Consider the following 17,765-nt stretch of genomic DNA (forward strand, 5'->3'; position numbering starts at 1 on the left):
TTTTCACCGAGTAATGCTTGTGTGATGGGGGCGGGTTCGGTAAAATTTGCCAACTTTCAAATTCAATGCAGGATTAAAGAATACCTAATGAGTCAGTGTTAGGTGCAATTACCGTTATTTTACGGAAATTTTCTTTGACTCCAGCGTTTTCAAACTATAATATGCGCGCCTTATGCAAACAGTAAAGATACCGGTTTCAATTGATCCTATACGCGCTGCCTCAAGCGGCCTTCGTTATGAAGGTTATGTGCCAGGCAAGCAACTAAAGCGATTAAGCGAGTTATGTGCCGGCGACTGTTCCGACGTAGTTGTGTCGTTGGAATGTGGCGTCGATTTACAGGGGATAGTCTACCTTCGCGGGAAGGCTGTGACGGAGCTCACTCTGTTATGTCAACGTTGCATGACACAATTTACTACTGAGGTTACGGTCGACTTTTGTTTTAGTCCTTGTCGGACTGAGGCAGAAATCGATGAGCTCCCGGATGCGTATGACCCAATTGAGTGTAATGAGATTGGCGAAGTACGTCTGCATCAATTGATTGAAGATGAATTGATAGTCGCTATGCCGATCATCCCTATGCATCAGGAAACTGATTGCAACCTAGGGTCGAAAGATATAGTTGTAGGCGAGATCGAACCCGCTCAAGAGGAGCGTCCAAATCCGTTTGCAGTGTTAGAAAAACTGAAGAGCAAGTAATCTAGGAGACAGGTCAAATGGCTGTACAACAGAATAAAAAATCACGTTCAAAGCGTGGCATGCGTCGTTCACATGATTCATTGAGCACTGCTCAATTATCAGTAGACGCAACTAGCGGTGAATTACATCTACGTCACAACGTGACTGCTGATGGTTTTTACCGCGGTAAAAAGGTAATCAACAAGTAATTTGTTGATTATCTGATGACAAATCTGACGCTTGCGTTAGATGCGATGGGGGGCGATCACGGCCCCCACGTGACAGTGCCTGCAGCGATGCAGGCATTGAAATTTCATAGTATGCTAAAAATAATTTTAGTTGGTAATCAAACCGACATTCAAAAATATTTACCTCAAACTCCTTCTGCAGATTTAGACCGCATTGAAATAATTCATACCACTGAAGTCGTCACCATGTGTGATAGGCCTGTTCATGCGTTGCGTTCACGTAAAAATAGCTCAATGAGAATTGCATTGGAGTTAGTGCGTGATGGAAAAGCAGCCGCTTGCGTTAGCGCAGGAAACACAGGTGCATTAATGGCAATGGCTAAAGTGCTGCTTAAAACGTTGCCCGGCATCGATAGGCCTGCGTTAGTATCTTGTTTACCTGCTGTCACCGGTAAGCCAGTTTATTTACTCGATTTAGGCGCAAATGTGTCTTGCGATTCTGAAGCATTATTTCAATTTGCTATCATGGGCTCAGTATTATGTGAAGCTGTCCATAAAAAAGCTCGTCCAAAAGTTGCATTATTAAATGTGGGCATCGAAGAGGTTAAAGGCAATGATCAGGTGCAACAGGCTGGTCAATTGTTACAGCACACAGACCAAGTCAATTACATTGGTTTTGTTGAAGGTGACGAAATCTATACGGGTAACGTAGACGTGATTGTCTGTGATGGTTTTGTGGGTAATATTACCCTTAAAACGTCAGAAGGCATTGCCAAGTTATTAGTGCATCAATTAAAGCGTGGGTTAAAAGACGGCTTTTTTGTACGTTTACTCTCCAAACTCATCGCTCCACACATACAAGCTGTTCTCAGTAAGATGAACCCCGACCACTATAATGGTGCAAGTCTGATAGGATTGCGCGGAATAGTAGTAAAGAGTCATGGTAACGCGGATGAAGCTGCATTTTTACAAGCATTAAATTTAGCAGCAACAGAAGCAAAACGTCGTCTTCCTGAAATGATTAAAGATCGTTTGGAGTCGATTCTTTTAGACATCAATAGCTGATCTCATATATGCATACAAAAATTCTCGGAACAGGTAGTTATCTGCCTGTGCAAGTTCGTAGCAATCAAGATCTCGAAAAAATGGTTGAAACCAGTGACCAATGGATTGTGGAAAGAACCGGTATTTCAGAGCGGCGAATTGCTGCAACAGACGAATCGGTAGCAACCATGGGTTATCAAGCTGCATTACAAGCGCTTGACATGGCCGGTATTGACGCCAGTGAGCTTGATATGATTGTGTGCGGAACGACAAGTGCAACTAATGCATTTCCTGCAGCCGCCTGCGAAATTCAAGCACTATTAGGCGTTAAAAATATTCCTGCCTTTGACATTGCTGCGGCATGTTCCGGCTTTGTTTATGCCTTGTCGGTTGCCGACCAGTTTGTGAAAACGGGCGCGGCTAAAAAAGTACTCGTCATTGGTGCCGATGTGTTGTCACGCATGTGCGATCCCGCCGATCGAACAACGGTCATATTATTTGGTGATGGCGCGGGTGCAGCTGTGATTGGTGCAAGTGACACCCCTGGTATCATTGCCACTCATATTTATGCCGATGGTAGCCAAGGTGACTTGTTAAAGTGCGCTTTTCCTCCTCGCTCAGGTGAAGGCTCAGAAGCCGTTAGCTTTATGACTATGAAAGGTAATGACGTATTTAAAGTCGCGGTAACTCAATTATCTAATGTGGTCACTGAAACGCTACGCCTCAATAATGTCGACAAGTCAGAAATTGACTGGCTAGTCCCGCATCAAGCCAATTTTCGCATTATTAATGCCACTGCCAAAAAGCTCAATATGAGTTTAGATAAAGTGGTGCTTACCCTTGCCAAGCACGGGAATACCTCGGCCGCTTCTGTGCCTATCGCGCTTGATGAAGCCGTACGTGATGGTCGTATTCAACGTGGTCAATTATTATTGCTCGAAGCCTTTGGTGGCGGTTTTGCGTGGGGCAGTGCATTAATTCGTTTTTAACTTTTACATTATTTTACAGGTAACCAGTTATGGAAAATGTTGCTTTTGTATTTCCGGGGCAGGGGTCTCAGGCCGTAGGAATGTTAGCTGAATTAGCTCAATCTCATGCCATTATTGGGCAAACTTTTGCCGAAGCAAGTGGCGCGTTAGGCTATGATTTATGGGATTTGGTCGCAAATGGCCCAGCTGAAACGTTAAATGAAACAGATAAAACTCAGCCGGCGTTGCTTGCTGCAAGCGTGGCTATTTGGCGCGCTTATCAAGCGTCTAACAAACCAACGCCTTCATTACTAGCCGGTCACAGCTTAGGTGAATATTCTGCGTTAGTGTGTGCTGGTGTGATTGAGTTTACTGACGCGGTAAAGCTAGTCGAACTACGCGGTAAATTAATGCAACAAGCGGTTCCAGCGGGTTCTGGAGCCATGTTTGCCATTATTGGTCTTGATGATGATGCTATTGCCACAGCGTGTGCAGAGTCTGCTCAAGGTGATGTTGTCAGCCCTGTTAACTTTAATAGCCCTGGACAAGTGGTTATTGCCGGTGAAAAAAATGCAGTTGAACGTGCAGCTGCCGCTTGTAAAGCCGCTGGCGCTAAAATGGCTGTAGCACTTCCTGTTAGCGTGCCATCACACTGCGCCTTAATGAAACCCGCTGCCGATGAATTAGCCAAAGCGTTAACTCAAGTGACATTCTCAGCGCCTACCATTAAAGTAATTAACAACGTTGATGTGGCAATGCCAACAGATGCCGATGCAATTAAAGATGCATTAGTGCGCCAATTATATTGCCCAGTGCGTTGGAGCGAGACCGTTGAGTTTATGGCGACACAAGGTGTTACAAATTTAGTAGAGTGTGGCCCTGGTAAAGTATTAACCGGATTAACAAAAAGAATTAATAAATCGATATCCGCTCAAGCGGTAAATGATGTTGCTTCATTTGCAGCATTAACCGAATAAAGGAGTTTTTATGAGCTTTAATATCAGTCTAGACGGCAAAGTGGCATTGGTTACCGGTGCAAGCCGTGGTATTGGCCGTGCAATTGCTGAGTCCTTAGTGCAAGCCGGTGCTGTGGTCATTGGTACAGCTACGAGTGAAAAGGGCGCAGAAGCGATTCAACAATACCTAGGTGACAAAGGCTTTGGGATGGTGTTAAATGTCACTGATACTCAGTCTGTTGCAGATTTATATACCCAGATCAAAGAAAAAGCTGGCGATGTTGATATTCTAGTGAACAATGCAGGTATCACTCGTGACAATTTATTGATGCGAATGAAAGACGATGAATGGCAAGACATTATTGATACTAATCTAACGTCATTATTTAAATTGTCTAAACCTGTAATGCGATCTATGATGAAAAAACGTTTCGGACGTATTATCAGTATCGGTTCAGTAGTAGGTACAATGGGTAATGCTGGCCAAGTTAATTACTCGGCAGCAAAAGCTGGTTTGATAGGATTTACAAAATCTCTTGCAAGAGAGGTTGCATCTCGTCAAATAACAGTGAATGCTATTGCACCTGGATTTATTCAGACAGACATGACAGATGAGCTGACACCTGAGCAGCAACAAGCTATTATGTCGCAAGTTCCGATGGAACGTTTAGGGCAAGCACAAGAAATTGCCAATGCAGTATTGTTTTTGGCCTCGGATTCAGCCGCTTACATCACAGGTGAGACATTGCATGTGAATGGCGGTATGTACATGGTTTAAGGGCGATAGGTAGGAAACTACCTTCATTTGAGTCAGTGTTAGTGACAATTCAATGTTAATTTTTGTGGTTAGACCACAAAATCTAAGCTTGCATTGTTATCTAATTCGAATAAACTACTCGCAATCTTACGCAAGTGCGTAATTTGAATAGGAAAGAAAACTAATGAGCAACATCGAAGAACGTGTAAAGAAAATCATCATCGAGCAACTTGGCGTTAAAGAAGAAGACGTTAAATCAGCTGCTTCTTTTGTAGACGATTTAGGCGCAGATTCTCTAGACACTGTTGAATTGGTTATGGCTCTAGAAGAAGAGTTTGATACCGAGATCCCTGACGAAGAAGCTGAAAAGATCACTACTGTTCAAGCAGCGATCGATTACGTTTCTAAGAATCAGTAATCAAGAATTCACAGAAACAGGCGGCATTTATGCCGCCTGTTTTTGTTTAAAGCATTGGTAAACGCTCGTTCCATTTAATTGCATGACAACATTCCCCCTGATTTTTCTTACGTTTTATCGCAATAATGGCAACGTAGCTGATTTTATTAAAAGGTAAATATCATGTCTAAACGTCGTGTCGTCATCACAGGCCTTGGCCTCGTAACTCCTGTAGGTAATGATGTAGAGTCTTCTTGGAATGCCTTATTGGCAGGTAAGAGTGGTATTGCCCCAATTACTAAATTTGATGCCAGTGAGTTTGGTACTCGTTTTAGTGGTTCGGTAAAAGATTTTGATATTGAACAATATTTATCAAAAAAAGATGCACGTAAAATGGATTTATTTATCCAGTACGGCATGGCCGCGGGTATTCAAGCATTAACAGACTCTGGCTTAGATATGAGCCAAGAAAACCCAGCTCGAGTAGGTACCGCAATTGGTGCTGGCATGGGCGGTATGTGGTTAATTGAACAAGGCCATTCTGCTTTACTTAATGGCGGCCCACGTAAAGTGTCTCCCTTTTTTGTACCAAGTACCATTATCAACATGATAGCGGGTCATCTATCGATTATGTATGGCATGACAGGTCCAAACTTTGCCGTGACTACAGCCTGTACAACAGGTGTGCATAACATTGGATTTGCTGCTCGTACAATTGCTTATGGCGATGCCGATGTAATGGTGGCTGGTGGTGCTGAAGATGTTACTTGTCCGTTAGGTGTGGCAGGTTTTAGTGCTGCTAAAGCATTATCAACTCGTAATGATGATCCCACCGCGGCAAGCCGTCCCTGGGACAAAGACCGTGACGGCTTTGTTATTGGCGATGGCGCGGGTGTGATTGTGATGGAAGAATATGAACATGCTAAAGCACGCGGCGCTAAAATTTACGGCGAATTAGTGGGTTTTGGTATGAGTGGTGATGCATTCCACATGACATCTCCTCCGAGTGATGGCGCAGGTGCTGCAGCTGCAATGGTTAATGCCATTAACGATGCTAAGATTAAAAAAGAGCAAGTGGGCTACATTAACGCACATGGCACTTCAACCAATGCGGGTGATAAAGCAGAAGCGGCAGCTGTAAAAGCAGTATTTGGGCCACATGCTTATGACTTGTTAGTGAGCTCAACTAAATCAATGACCGGACACTTACTGGGTGCTGCTGGTGCAATTGAAGCCATCATTACCTTGCTTGCACTGCGCGATCAGCATGTTCCGCCAACCATCAACTTAGATAACCCTGATGAAGGTTGCGATTTAGATTTTGTTGCGCACACTTCTCGTCGTCATCAATTTGATTACGCTTTATGTAATTCATTTGGCTTTGGTGGCACAAACGGTTCTCTGTTATTCAAAAAAATAGATTAGAAATGTTCACGATAAAAAGCGCCAAGTGCGCTTTTTTTGTACCTGTACTAAGTGTATCGTTAGTAAATATTGCATGACTTGGAGGCTCTATGGCCGGTAAAGATAGACAACTTACATTGCGTTTTTTGGCCGAACCTGCAGATGTAAATTTTGGTGGAAAAGTGCACGGTGGCGCTGTGATGAAGTGGATCGATTTGGCCGCATATGCATCAGCAGCTGGATGGAGCGGTAAATATTGTATTACTGTTTACGCTGGCGGTATTCGTTTTGTTAAACCTATCCATGTTGGCAATATTGTAGAGGTGACAGGTAAAGTGATTTATACCGGCAGCACTTCGATGCATATTGCGATAGATGTTAAAGCGGGTGATCCTAAAGAGTCTGAACGTCATTTGACCACACATTGTATCGTGATTATGGTGGCCGTTGATTATGAAGGTAAGCCCACATCAGTCCCTGAATGGATCCCTGAAACTGCTGATGATGTTCGTTTACGTGATAGTGCATTACGATTAATGGATATGCGTAAACGCATTGGTGCTGAAATGGAAGCACATGTTAAACCATCTGTTGAATAAATAAGGAAAAATCATGGCCAAGGTTGCATTTATTGGTTTAGGCGTTATGGGTTACCCTATGGCTGGTCACTTAGTCAAACAAGGGCATGAGGTTACGGTTTATAATCGTACAACGTCAAAAGCTACTCAGTGGGTTGAGCAATTTGGTGGCCAATTAGCGTTAACGCCAAAAGATGCCGCGAAGGGACAAGATTTTGTGTTTACCTGTGTGGGCAATGACGATGATTTACGCCAAGTGGTACTTGGTGAACAAGGCGTCGCTCACGGTATGCACCCTAGTGCGGTGTTAGTTGATCATACTACAGCTTCAGCTGATGTTGCCCGTGAGATTGCTGCGCATTTAGCGTTGCGGAACATCGCCTTTCTTGATGCGCCGGTATCTGGTGGCCAAGCAGGCGCCGAAAATGGTGTGTTAACCGTGATGATGGGTGGCGAGCAAACCCATTATGATGCTGTAAAACCGGTTATTGACGCTTATAGTCGCTGTGCAGAGTTGTTAGGTCCTGTAGGCGCTGGCCAGTTAACAAAAATGGTTAATCAAATCTGTATTGCAGGTGTTGTGCAAGGTTTGGCAGAAGGCCTTCATTTTGCTAAAAGTGCTGGTTTAGACGGTCTTAAAGTGATTGAGGTTATTAGTAAGGGAGCGGCCCAAAGCTGGCAGATGGAAAATCGTTATCAAACCATGTGGCAAGGTAAATACGATTTTGGTTTTGCTATTGATTGGATGCGAAAAGATTTAGGGATTGCATTAGATGAAGCTCGCCGTAATGGCAGCCATTTACCCGTTGCCGCTTTGGTTGATCAATTTTATTCAGAAGTTCAAGCGATGAAAGGTAACCGTTGGGACACCTCAAGCTTGCTTGCACGGCTAGAAAAATCACGCAGTTAATATAGCAATTATCGATGTTTGACAGTAACAAGCCTCCACATTTAATTGGGGGCTTTTTATTGAAAATCGCTTCAACATTGGCGTTTGCTGTATTAGGGTCTGTTGATCTTTCAAGATTGTTTTTGCAGCGAATTGTTGGCCATTTCTACAAGGCAGAGACTTTGAGGTGTAGTTATTCTACATAAAAAGTCGATAACGAAGTAAAAATGGCCAACAAACGCTGCCTGAAAGGTTCGGCTAAAAACGTTTTACTCTTTGTTGAATGGATTTTGCTTAGATGACTAGGCATCAATCCATTCGTCTCGATTAAAACGTTTTTAACTCGAACAAAATTCAAACAGCAAAGATCAACAGACCCTAGTTATTTACTTTCAATTTATTCACGAAAAACCATCGAGTTACATGATGTAGCGCACATAATCAATCCAGTAACACTGCTATCATTGTTTCATCTAAATTAATTTTGCTTAAAGTGACTTGCTTAACTACTTTTAAATTGTCCATTAATTTAGATCTCTATGGATATCAAATTTAATGATTAGCGATATAAATAGTTGAGTGATGAATTAAGTTAAGTGTCGTGCTTCGGTGTAGGACCTGCGTCAGATAAAAAGAATGTGGGCATACACTAAATTGGAGGAATGAATAATGAGCAACAAACTGCTAAGTGCATTGTTTGCGGCAGGTTTTTCGGTAATGATGATGTCTTCTGCATCATTTGCAGCTGACGAAACCCTTGCTGAGTTTCACGTTGAAATGGGTGGCTGTGAAAGCTGTCATGCTAATGAAGAGCCATCAGCTGATGGCGCATATGAATTTGAACAATGCCAAAGTTGTCATGGTTCACTTGCTGAAATGGATGATAACCACAAACCGCATGATGGTGTATTAATGTGTGCTGACTGTCACTCACCTCATGAAGCTAAAGTGGGCGATAAGCCAACATGCGATACATGCCATGATGATGGTCGTACTGCTAAATAATTCGTTTATTTAATTAAAAAATACCGACATATTATGTCGGTATTTTTGTTTTAGACTGAGTATCGTTTTAAACTTAAACTTATGGACATACCTCTTTAGAGGTATATAAATTCTTTTATTTTCAATTGGTTGCGCACTTTAACTGTGCTGTGTTGCACTTATGTTGCGCAATTTTAGTGTTACTTCGCGGTAAAAACTCTCCCTTTTTAAGTTAAATCAGTAGGTTAATTTTTTTGGCACGGCTTTCGCAGTATTAATCACATGAAATGATTAATCTGAAAGGGTCAATGTATGTCAACAATCCAATCTAGTTGTGCTTATTGTGGTGTAGGGTGCGGCGTTAGTGTGTCCTCAACTCAAGCAGATTGGGAAAATGCTGACGTGTCTACACTCACTTTAACGGGAGATAGTCAACATCCTGCTAACCACGGTCATCTATGTGCTAAAGGTGAGCGTTTACTCGACAGCTTATCTCAGCCTAATGTATTACGTTATCCAGTGTTACGTTCAGGTATACCAATAGCCTGGGATGAGGCCAGTTCGTTAATAGCTGATAAGTTTGCCCAAACGATTGCCAAGTATGGTCCCAACTCTGTTGCGCTGTACCTTTCTGGTCAATTACTTACCGAAGATTATTACGTCGCAAACAAATTTGTTAAAGGTTATCTTAAAACCGCTAATGTCGACACGAACTCACGCTTATGTATGTCATCTGCTGTCAGTGCCATGCAACGAACATTTGGTGAAGATGTTGTGCCTGGTTGCTACGATGATATTGAACATGCAGAAGTGATTATTTTAATCGGTGCCAATACCGCATGGACTCATCCGGTTTTATTTCAGCGTATTTTGGCCGCTAAAAAAGCCAACCAAACGACATTAGTGGTGATAGACCCCGTTGCTACCGCCACTGCAAAACAAGCTGACATTCATCTCGCTGTTGCACCCGGTGCGGATTTGGCGTTGTTTCATGGTTTATTAGGGTATTTAGCCGATAATAAACAGCTTGATCATGAGTATATCGCTACAAATACACAAGGCTTTGAAGAGGTGGTCGGGGATGCACAGCTGTTGAGTGCTGATGTTGCAAAACTGGCTAAACAAGTGGGTGTAACAGAGGCTGAACTTACCCAGTTTTATCAATTATTTACGCAAAATCGAAATGTACTTACAGCGTCGTGCCAGGGTATTAATCAGTCGGTTATTGGCACAGATACCACTAACGCCATTATTAATTGTCATTTAGCCTTGGGGCATGTGGGCAGGGCTGGCAGCGGTTTTTTCTCCTTAACTGGGCAGCCAAATGCCATGGGCGGTCGTGAGGTGGGCGGCCTAGCAACTCAGTTAGCTTGCCATATGGGGTTTTCTGCTCCAGAGCGTGAACTACTCGCCGATTTTTGGCAAGTTGACCATGTTGCAGACAAAAAAGGCCTCGCCGCGGTCGATATGTTTGATGCTGTCGCACAAGGCACAATAAAAGCCATTTGGATTATGGGCACTAACCCGGTTGTGTCACTCCCTAACAGCAACAAAATTGCGCAAGCGTTGGCAGATTGCCCTTTTGTTGTGGTGTCCGAAATCAGTCCAGATTCTGATACTGCAAAACTGGCAGATGTGTTGTTACCCGCTCAAGGTTGGTCTGAGAAATGTGGCACTGTTACTAACAGTGAGCGCACCATCACGCGTCAGCGTGGTTTTATTGCTGCAAAGGGGCAAAGCAAACCAGATTGGTGGGCCATTAGTCAAGTTGCTCAAAAAATGGGTTTTAATGGTTTTGAGTTTACTAACAGTGCGAGTGTATTTCGCGAGTTTGCTGGGTTATCTGCCAAGGTGAAACAGGTTTTTCCAAGTAAAATATTCGATTTAAGTGGATTAACAAACTTAAGTGACAGTGAGTATAACGACTTATTACCCACGCAATGGCCAATCGCATCGGCTGATCAAATTGGTCAACAAGGTGTGCGGGTATTTACCCATGGTGTGTTTGCAACACCAACGGGTAAGGCGCAATTTGTCACACCTGCTGACACCAATATGAGCAATAGCACAACGTCGACCGGTACAGTGATATTGAATAGCGGCCGTAGTCGCGATCAATGGCACACCATGACCCGTACCGGCCATATTGCTAGTTTGCGAGCAAGTATTCCTGAGCCCATCATTCAACTGCATCCTGAAACACTTGCACAATATTCAGTGAAAGAAGGCGAGCTCGTTACTCTTGAGTCGGATGTACAACATAATACCAGCCAATTTGCGCTTGCACGTGTGGTGATTGACCAAGATATACCTAAGAGCATGGCTTTAATGTCTATGCATTGGTCTGAGCAATTTTCATTAGGTAAGGGTGTGAACCAGTACCTTGATAACCGAGTCGATCCCGTTTCTTTGCAGCCTGGGTTTAAGTCTCAAGCGGTTGTTATTAAGCCTGTAGAACTGGCATTACAAGGTATTGTGTTTGGCTCTCATGATCCTTCAGCTCAAGGTATGTGCTGGCAGGTTGCGCAAACATTAACAACAGGAGTATGCCATCACATCGGTTTTAGCCGAGCTGAAGATGGTTTTGCTTATCAGTCTACACCTCACTCATTATTATGGTCAGCTAACGTAAATGGCCAGCGAGTGCATGTGCAATGCAATATGGAAAAAGACATCGTTTGTGCCATTAAAGTGTTGTCTACCACCCGTGTTCATTTGGCACTAGAGCCCATGAATGCGTTTATCGGAAAGCCCATCGATAAGACATTCATTAAGAAATTACATCAGCAAATAAATGCTGGAAACAGCCCATTGATTTGTGCTTGCACAGGGGTGACTGAGGCACAAATTGCTAACCAGATAAATGCCGAATTTGATCAACAAGTATTTCATCATGGCAAACAGCATTTGCAATTTGATAAGGCATTAGATGCCACTCAATCCAGTTTAGGCTGTGGCCGTCAATGTGGTAGTTGCCAAAGTGAAGTTAAACAATGTGCCCAAGCACATTGGCAGCAAGCACTAACCTATGTCGATTTAGAATACTCAACTGAAGAGGATGTTGCCTAATGCAAACTATAGATAGCGTTATCCAAGGCGTTAACTTGACTGGTGCAGTTAACTCAACATCATTGCAATCGGGTGAGGTTGCTATCGTTGGTGCCGGTTGTGGTCAGTTAGAGTTAATGACAATAAAAGCTGCGCGCATTGTTGCTCAAGCTGAAGCACTGGTATTTGATAGCCTGGTCAGCAGTGAAATCCTAACCTTGGTAACACCCACTTGCCAGCGTCATTTTGTTGGTAAACGGTGTGGCCAACCGAGTATCAAGCAAGAAGACATCAACGCATTGCTATTGTCGTTGGCTCGGCAAGGCTTAAAAGTGGTGCGTTTAAAAGGTGGTGATCCGCATATTTTTGGTCGCGGCTCTGAAGAAGCACTTTATCTTGCCCAACATGGCATTCGTTCTCAGTTTGTTGCAGGTGTTACTGCGGCATTAGGTTGTGCCTCAAGTACAGGCATTCCGCTTACGTTTCGCGGTATGGCACGCAGCGTTACCTTAATCACCGGTACTAAAATGTCGGATGATGATAATGCGGTGGCTCCTGCTCAGTGGCAAGCCTTATTAGCTGCTCAGTCGACGTTGGTTTTCTATATGGGCAAAGAACAAGCCGCCCGTATTTCAGTGGGTTTGCTTGACGCACAATGTGACGCAACTTTACCCGTGGCCTTTGTCACCAATGGCGGCAGACCGAATCAAATAGTGACTTACGCAACGGTCAAAACCATGGCTGAAGCCGCATTAACCATTAAAGATTCTGGACCGACCTTGATTATTATTGGTGACGTGGTTGGCGTTGGTCAGCAATTAACTTCGTTACTAAATGATATTGATTTTGCTTCGTCACAGCCACATCAAGAATATGAGGCTTTATATGCCTAAAATTGGCGAGCTAACCTTAACATCAGCCGAAGCATTTGATTTTCGGTTATTAATAAAGGCACTTGGCAAAGGTGAAAAGGGCTCGCGCGCGTTAACTTTTGCAGAGGCTGCTTTATTGATAGAAGGGTTTGCCTCCGGGCATGCCACTCGCGTACAAATGGCCAGTGCCATGATGCTCATGCGAGTGCGCGGTGAAACCGTTGACGAAGTCGCAGGCATGGTTGCCGGATTACGCCGAAGTGTTGTTACTGGCTGGGAGTCACTCACGGTCGATATTGATTGGCCCGTTTATGCCGGTAAACGTGAGCAATTGCCTTGGTTATTGTTGGTGGCAAAACTGCTCGCAAGCCAAGGGATTAGAGTGATGCTACATGGCGATAGCCAGGCATTGCCTCATCGTCGTCATGTTGAATCTTGCATCGATGCATTAAATATTCGTTGTTGCACTTGCCCAAACAGTGCGCAGGATGCATTAAATTCTGATCATATCGTTTATGTTCGTGCTGGGGATTTAGTGCCTGTTTTAGATGATTGCCGCCAATTACATCAAGAACTCGGTTTACGCAGTTTAATTCAATCAGCAGCACGTTGTATTAATCCAACTAATGCACCGATCAGTTTACGCAGTTATTTTCACCCTGGGTTAGATGATTTACATCAGCAAGTATGCGAAACCCTATTTGCACATAAAGATTACTCAGCAGGTCAGATTGCTATTTTTAAAGGGTTGCAAGGTGAAACAGAGATTAACCCTAGAGTGGCGACAGATATCAGAGTTATTAGTGGGCAAGCTAATAAACTTGTGTTGTCGAGTATCACTATCCCAACATTATTAGAAGGTTTTTCTGGTGCAAAAATCGGCCAAGCTGAATTGTCTAGTGAGATCCTTGCGCTGTTATGGCGCGAACAACAATCGTTAAATACAAATATGCTCAGTGAGTTGATGTCATGCACCATGATAGAACAAGCACTGAGTAGCATCACTGCAACGTTAGCGGTTGTCTTGCTGTTACTTAATCAACAATCGAAACATAGACTGGGTTTACAGCAACCTTTTACCGTAGAGCAGGCCATCAGTGTCAGTCAACAATGCTGGCAAAATCGTTTTAGTTCTGTAAATAGTCCATTGGCTAATTGGCACAACAAGGAGTAGCAATGCGTAGCTTAATTTTGTGTGATCCCAGTTTTTCAGTTGTGCCGGTAGTCGATTGCGAAATGGTGCAATATCAGGCTTGTTTGGCCGCATTTGGACACGTCACTGTATTGGCTTCAATTAGTCAGGTTGAGCAACGGCTTCACCAGCAGCAGTTTGATACGTTACTGATACTGACTGACAAATTACATAGCCAAATTCAGGGGTTAATTCAACGCACTTTAGCCAGCAACCCCATGGTGATTATCGTCAATGCTAAATCCTGGGAACAAACAGTGTTGTCTGAATTACTCGATTGTGGACGCATTACTTTTATTCCTGACATGTTAACTGTTAACCGCTTAACGAGCGTGATCAGTTTGGCTCAAATTCGTTTTAATGCCGCCAGTAAAACGCTTGCAGAATTTAAAAAGCTGGATGATGAAATTCGCAGCATTAAATTACTCAGCCAGGCTAAATTGATCTTGATGCAGCAAGGGTTTGATGAAGCTAAAGCCCACCAAATTATTCAACAACAAGCCATGCAAAAAGGCCTATCGTTGGCACAAATGTCTTCTCAAATTATTGCGGTTGTCAATCAATCTAAGCGTGATTGCGCTGAACCGATCAATCATGGTGCGCCCCATGTTGGTGCGGTTGTGTCTAAGGTGAACATCAACTCGACTAACCATAAAGGTTGTTAAGTATTAAATTGTTTAAAATCAGATGTTTATTTTGCTATGTCTGTTGGCATAAAGTCTGCAATATCACAGTATGTTACTGCGCATAGATAATGGTTGATTAACCAAAGTGTGTAACCAGTAAAATTAAAAATTCGGGATTGTAACTGGCAATGGCGCCAACTCTTTAATTGGAGTTGGCGCCATTTTGTTTTTACGGTCTCAGGCATGAAGGAGTAGGAAATGACAATCTCAAAACCCAAATTAGTGGTCGTCGGTAATGGCATGGTAGGTCATCACTTTGTTGAGCAACTGTGTAGTTTAGGGCTCAATAAAACATTTGAAGTGCATGTATTTGGTGAAGAGCCTCGTCCCGCTTATGACCGAGTGCAATTGTCTAAATATTTTGAAACAGGCAGCGCTGAGCCACTCATGCTAACAAGCGCAAAGGACTATCAAGATTGGGGGATCACGCTTCACCTAAATACGCCAATCGCGTCTGTTGATATTGCCGCTAAAACCGTTACGAGTGCTCAAGGTGACAGTTATTCATATAACCGCTTGGTATTAGCTACTGGCTCCTATCCATTTGTGCCACCTATTCAGGGTAACGATAGGGCGCAATGTTTGGTGTATCGCACCATTGAAGATCTCGAGGCCATTCAAGCTGCGGCGCAAAATAGCCAAGTTGGTGTGGTTGTCGGCGGTGGATTATTGGGTTTAGAAGCTGCAAATGCCATGATGCAATTAGGGGTAAAAACGCATGTTGTTGAATTTGCCCCACAATTGATGCCCGTTCAGCTAAATGACAGAGCCGGTGAGTTACTTTGCAGTAAAATTGAACAGCTTGGCGTCAGTGTACACACATCTAAAGCCACGACAGCGATCATTGATGGCGAAACCGCTATTCATCGAATGACCTTTAATGATGACTCGTATCTTGAAACCGACATGATTGTATTTTCGGCCGGTATTCGCCCACAAGATGCACTGGCAAGAGTATCTAATATTAGCATTGGTGAGCGTGGCGGTATTGAAATTGATGATTACTGCTTAACATCAGCTCCAGATGTTTATGCCATTGGTGAATGTGCTTTATGGCAACAAAAAATATTTGGTTTAGTGGCGCCAGGTTATCAAATGGCTCGTGTGGCGGCATCTCACATAGCCTCATCGACCTCAAACGTGCCAAGCCAATCATTTACCGGAGCAGACATGAGCACCAAGCTCAAGCTGTTAGGCGTTGATGTGGCGGCTATTGGTGCTAGCCGTGGGTTTGAACATGCTCAGTTTGTAGAATTATCAGACAATCAAGCTGGTATATACAAAAAGCTTTGGCTTGATGACAGCGGCAAGTTTTTAAAAGGAGCCGTGTTAATTGGCGACAATAGCGATTATAGCCGTTTGCTTGATATGTATTTATCGCAAGATGAGATTGAAGGCTCTGCCGTTGATTTGTTACTGGCTGGGGCTGAAAACGAAGCAGATCTCAAAGATACCTCCATTGTGTGTTCTTGCCATCAAGTGACCAAAGGGGACATTGTTAATGCGGTGAACGCTGGCAGTCATAAAATGGCTGAGATTAAGTCTTGTACTCGTGCCGCTTCTGGTTGTGGTGGTTGTGCGCCTTTAGTGCAAAAGATTATTGACCAAACCTTGCAAGCTGCAGGGCTTGATTTTAATGCCGGAATTTGTGCCCATTTTGACCATGACAGACAAGCGCTTTATCACATTTGCCAGGTCGAAGGCATTAGCGATTTTAATACCTTGATCACCCAGCATGGTAAGCCTTGTGCAAATGGTCTCACTTATGGCTGTGACATTTGTAAACCTGCAGCGGCATCGATTTTTGCCAGTTTACAAAACCAATATGTTTTAAACCAAGATAATGCTCATGTGCAATTGCAAGACACCAACGATGCATATCTAGGTAATATTCAAAAAGACGGTACTTACTCAATTGTGCCGCGAGTGGCTGGCGGTGAAATCACACCGGCCAAATTGATTGCGATGGGACAAATCGCTCAAGAATACGACTTGTATACCAAAATAACCGGTGGGCAACGTATTGATATGTTTGGTGCAACCTTATCGCAATTACCTGAAATTTGGCAAAAACTCATTGATGCAGGCTTTGAAACAGGCCATGCATATGGCAAATCTCTGCGTACCGTAAAGTCTTGTGTAGGCAGTACCTGGTGCCGATATGGTGTACAAGATTCGGTTGGTTTTGCCATCGATTTAGAAAACCGCTACAAGGGATTACGCAGTCCTCACAAATTGAAATTTGCCGTTTCGGGTTGTACTCGTGAATGCGCTGAAGCACAAAGTAAAGATATAGGCGTAATCGCAACCGACAAAGGTTGGAACCTCTATGTTGCCGGTAACGGCGGTATGCGTCCACGCCATGGTGACCTATTTGCCACCGATCTATCAACAGATGAGTTATACCAATACATTGACCGCATTTTAATGTTTTATGTCAAAACGGCAGATAAGTTACAGCGGACATCAACCTGGATGGAGTCGTTAGACGGTGGCTTAGCCTACTTAAAATCGGTTGTGATTGATGATGCACTTGGCATTAATGCCGCACTAGAGCAGCAAATGAACCATATTGTTGCCACCTATCAATGTGAATGGAAAACCAGTCTTGAGAAACCAGAGTTTCTTGCGCGCTTTAATGAGTTTGTGAACCCAAATGAGGCGCCAGGACTTGATACCAATGCCTATCAGCGAGTGCGTGAACAGCGTTTTCCCAATATTAAAGATGCAGGAGCTGGCACCATCGCCATTAAAGACATCACCGAGCAACAAACAACAGCAGATGAGGTAGTAGCATGAGTTGGATTAATGTGTGTGAAGAATCTCGTTTACCTGAAGGAACCGGAGTGGCGGCCTGGGTAGCGGGTAAAGCTGTCGCTATTTTTAACTTAGGCAAAGATGGTTTATATGCCATTGATAATGTTGATCCTGCGACCGGCGTTAGTGTGTTAGCGCGCGGATTAATCTGTGAAATGGACGGTGAACTTTGTGTCGCGTCACCTCTGTATAAGCAACATTACCAATTGAGAACGGGTGTGTGTATTGAGGATAACGCTTTAATTGCCAGTCCTTTTGATATTAAAACCGAACAGGGCCAGGTCCTTGTGTTAGCAAAAGGATAAGGAA

The 17,765-nt window shown here is 43.6% G+C and carries 17 protein-coding genes; all 17 read left to right on the forward strand.

The window, feature by feature from the left end; translation table 11 throughout:
- Window positions 1–172: 172 nt before the first annotated feature.
- The 17 genes from yceD to nirD all read left to right on the forward strand — a co-directional run bounded on the left by yceD (window position 173) and on the right by nirD (window position 17,761).
- Window positions 173–697: a 23S rRNA accumulation protein YceD gene (yceD, locus tag IEW93_RS13765; protein WP_188739881.1), complete on the forward strand. Its 525-nt coding sequence runs from the start codon at window positions 173–175 to the stop codon at window positions 695–697.
- Window positions 698–714: 17 nt separating this feature from the next.
- On the forward strand, window positions 715–885 hold the full coding sequence (rpmF, locus tag IEW93_RS13770; RefSeq protein WP_011636967.1) for a 50S ribosomal protein L32: 171 nt from the start codon (window positions 715–717) through the stop codon (window positions 883–885).
- A 15-nt stretch (window positions 886–900) separates the two neighbouring features.
- The gene (gene plsX, locus IEW93_RS13775) at window positions 901–1,929 is read left to right on the forward strand and encodes a phosphate acyltransferase PlsX (RefSeq protein WP_188739882.1); all 1,029 of its coding nucleotides are present in this window, start codon (window positions 901–903) and stop codon (window positions 1,927–1,929) included.
- An 8-nt stretch (window positions 1,930–1,937) separates the two neighbouring features.
- On the forward strand, window positions 1,938–2,897 hold the full coding sequence (locus IEW93_RS13780; protein ID WP_188739883.1) for a beta-ketoacyl-ACP synthase III: 960 nt from the start codon (window positions 1,938–1,940) through the stop codon (window positions 2,895–2,897).
- Window positions 2,898–2,926: 29 nt separating this feature from the next.
- Window positions 2,927–3,853, forward strand: coding sequence for an ACP S-malonyltransferase (fabD, locus tag IEW93_RS13785; protein WP_188739884.1), 927 nt, complete (start codon window positions 2,927–2,929; stop codon window positions 3,851–3,853).
- A gap of 10 nt (window positions 3,854–3,863) precedes the next feature.
- A complete protein-coding gene (gene fabG, locus IEW93_RS13790) occupies window positions 3,864–4,610 on the forward strand; it encodes a 3-oxoacyl-ACP reductase FabG (protein WP_188739885.1) in 747 nt (248 codons plus the stop codon).
- Window positions 4,611–4,773: 163 nt separating this feature from the next.
- Window positions 4,774–5,007, forward strand: coding sequence for an acyl carrier protein (gene acpP / locus IEW93_RS13795; protein WP_011496723.1), 234 nt, complete (start codon window positions 4,774–4,776; stop codon window positions 5,005–5,007).
- A gap of 162 nt (window positions 5,008–5,169) precedes the next feature.
- A complete protein-coding gene (gene fabF / locus IEW93_RS13800) occupies window positions 5,170–6,411 on the forward strand; it encodes a beta-ketoacyl-ACP synthase II (RefSeq protein ID WP_188739886.1) in 1,242 nt (413 codons plus the stop codon).
- Between the two features lie 89 nt (window positions 6,412–6,500).
- A complete protein-coding gene (locus tag IEW93_RS13805) occupies window positions 6,501–6,989 on the forward strand; it encodes an acyl-CoA thioesterase (RefSeq protein ID WP_188739887.1) in 489 nt (162 codons plus the stop codon).
- A gap of 13 nt (window positions 6,990–7,002) precedes the next feature.
- Window positions 7,003–7,878, forward strand: a complete 876-nt coding sequence (locus tag IEW93_RS13810) for an NAD(P)-dependent oxidoreductase (RefSeq protein WP_188739888.1) — start codon at window positions 7,003–7,005, stop codon at window positions 7,876–7,878.
- Between the two features lie 648 nt (window positions 7,879–8,526).
- The gene (cctA, locus tag IEW93_RS13815; protein WP_188739889.1) at window positions 8,527–8,862 is read left to right on the forward strand and encodes a tetraheme c-type cytochrome CctA; all 336 of its coding nucleotides are present in this window, start codon (window positions 8,527–8,529) and stop codon (window positions 8,860–8,862) included.
- Between the two features lie 291 nt (window positions 8,863–9,153).
- Window positions 9,154–11,910: a nitrate reductase gene (locus IEW93_RS13820; RefSeq protein ID WP_188739890.1), complete on the forward strand. Its 2,757-nt coding sequence runs from the start codon at window positions 9,154–9,156 to the stop codon at window positions 11,908–11,910.
- On the forward strand, window positions 11,910–12,782 hold the full coding sequence (gene cobA, locus IEW93_RS13825; protein WP_188739891.1) for a uroporphyrinogen-III C-methyltransferase: 873 nt from the start codon (window positions 11,910–11,912) through the stop codon (window positions 12,780–12,782). The genes IEW93_RS13820 and cobA overlap by 1 nt, the downstream gene beginning before the upstream one ends.
- A complete protein-coding gene (locus IEW93_RS13830) occupies window positions 12,775–13,935 on the forward strand; it encodes a glycosyl transferase (protein WP_188739892.1) in 1,161 nt (386 codons plus the stop codon). The genes cobA and IEW93_RS13830 overlap by 8 nt, the downstream gene beginning before the upstream one ends.
- Window positions 13,936–13,937: 2 nt before the next feature.
- Window positions 13,938–14,618, forward strand: a complete 681-nt coding sequence (locus tag IEW93_RS13835) for an ANTAR domain-containing response regulator (RefSeq protein ID WP_188739893.1) — start codon at window positions 13,938–13,940, stop codon at window positions 14,616–14,618.
- A 219-nt stretch (window positions 14,619–14,837) separates the two neighbouring features.
- On the forward strand, window positions 14,838–17,438 hold the full coding sequence (gene nirB, locus IEW93_RS13840; protein WP_188739894.1) for a nitrite reductase large subunit NirB: 2,601 nt from the start codon (window positions 14,838–14,840) through the stop codon (window positions 17,436–17,438).
- A complete protein-coding gene (gene nirD, locus IEW93_RS13845) occupies window positions 17,435–17,761 on the forward strand; it encodes a nitrite reductase small subunit NirD (RefSeq protein ID WP_188739895.1) in 327 nt (108 codons plus the stop codon). The genes nirB and nirD overlap by 4 nt, the downstream gene beginning before the upstream one ends.
- The last annotated feature ends 4 nt before the right edge of the window (window positions 17,762–17,765 follow it).

This window comes from Shewanella inventionis (assembly GCF_014641855.1).
GTDB classification, from domain to species: domain Bacteria; phylum Pseudomonadota; class Gammaproteobacteria; order Enterobacterales; family Shewanellaceae; genus Shewanella; species Shewanella inventionis.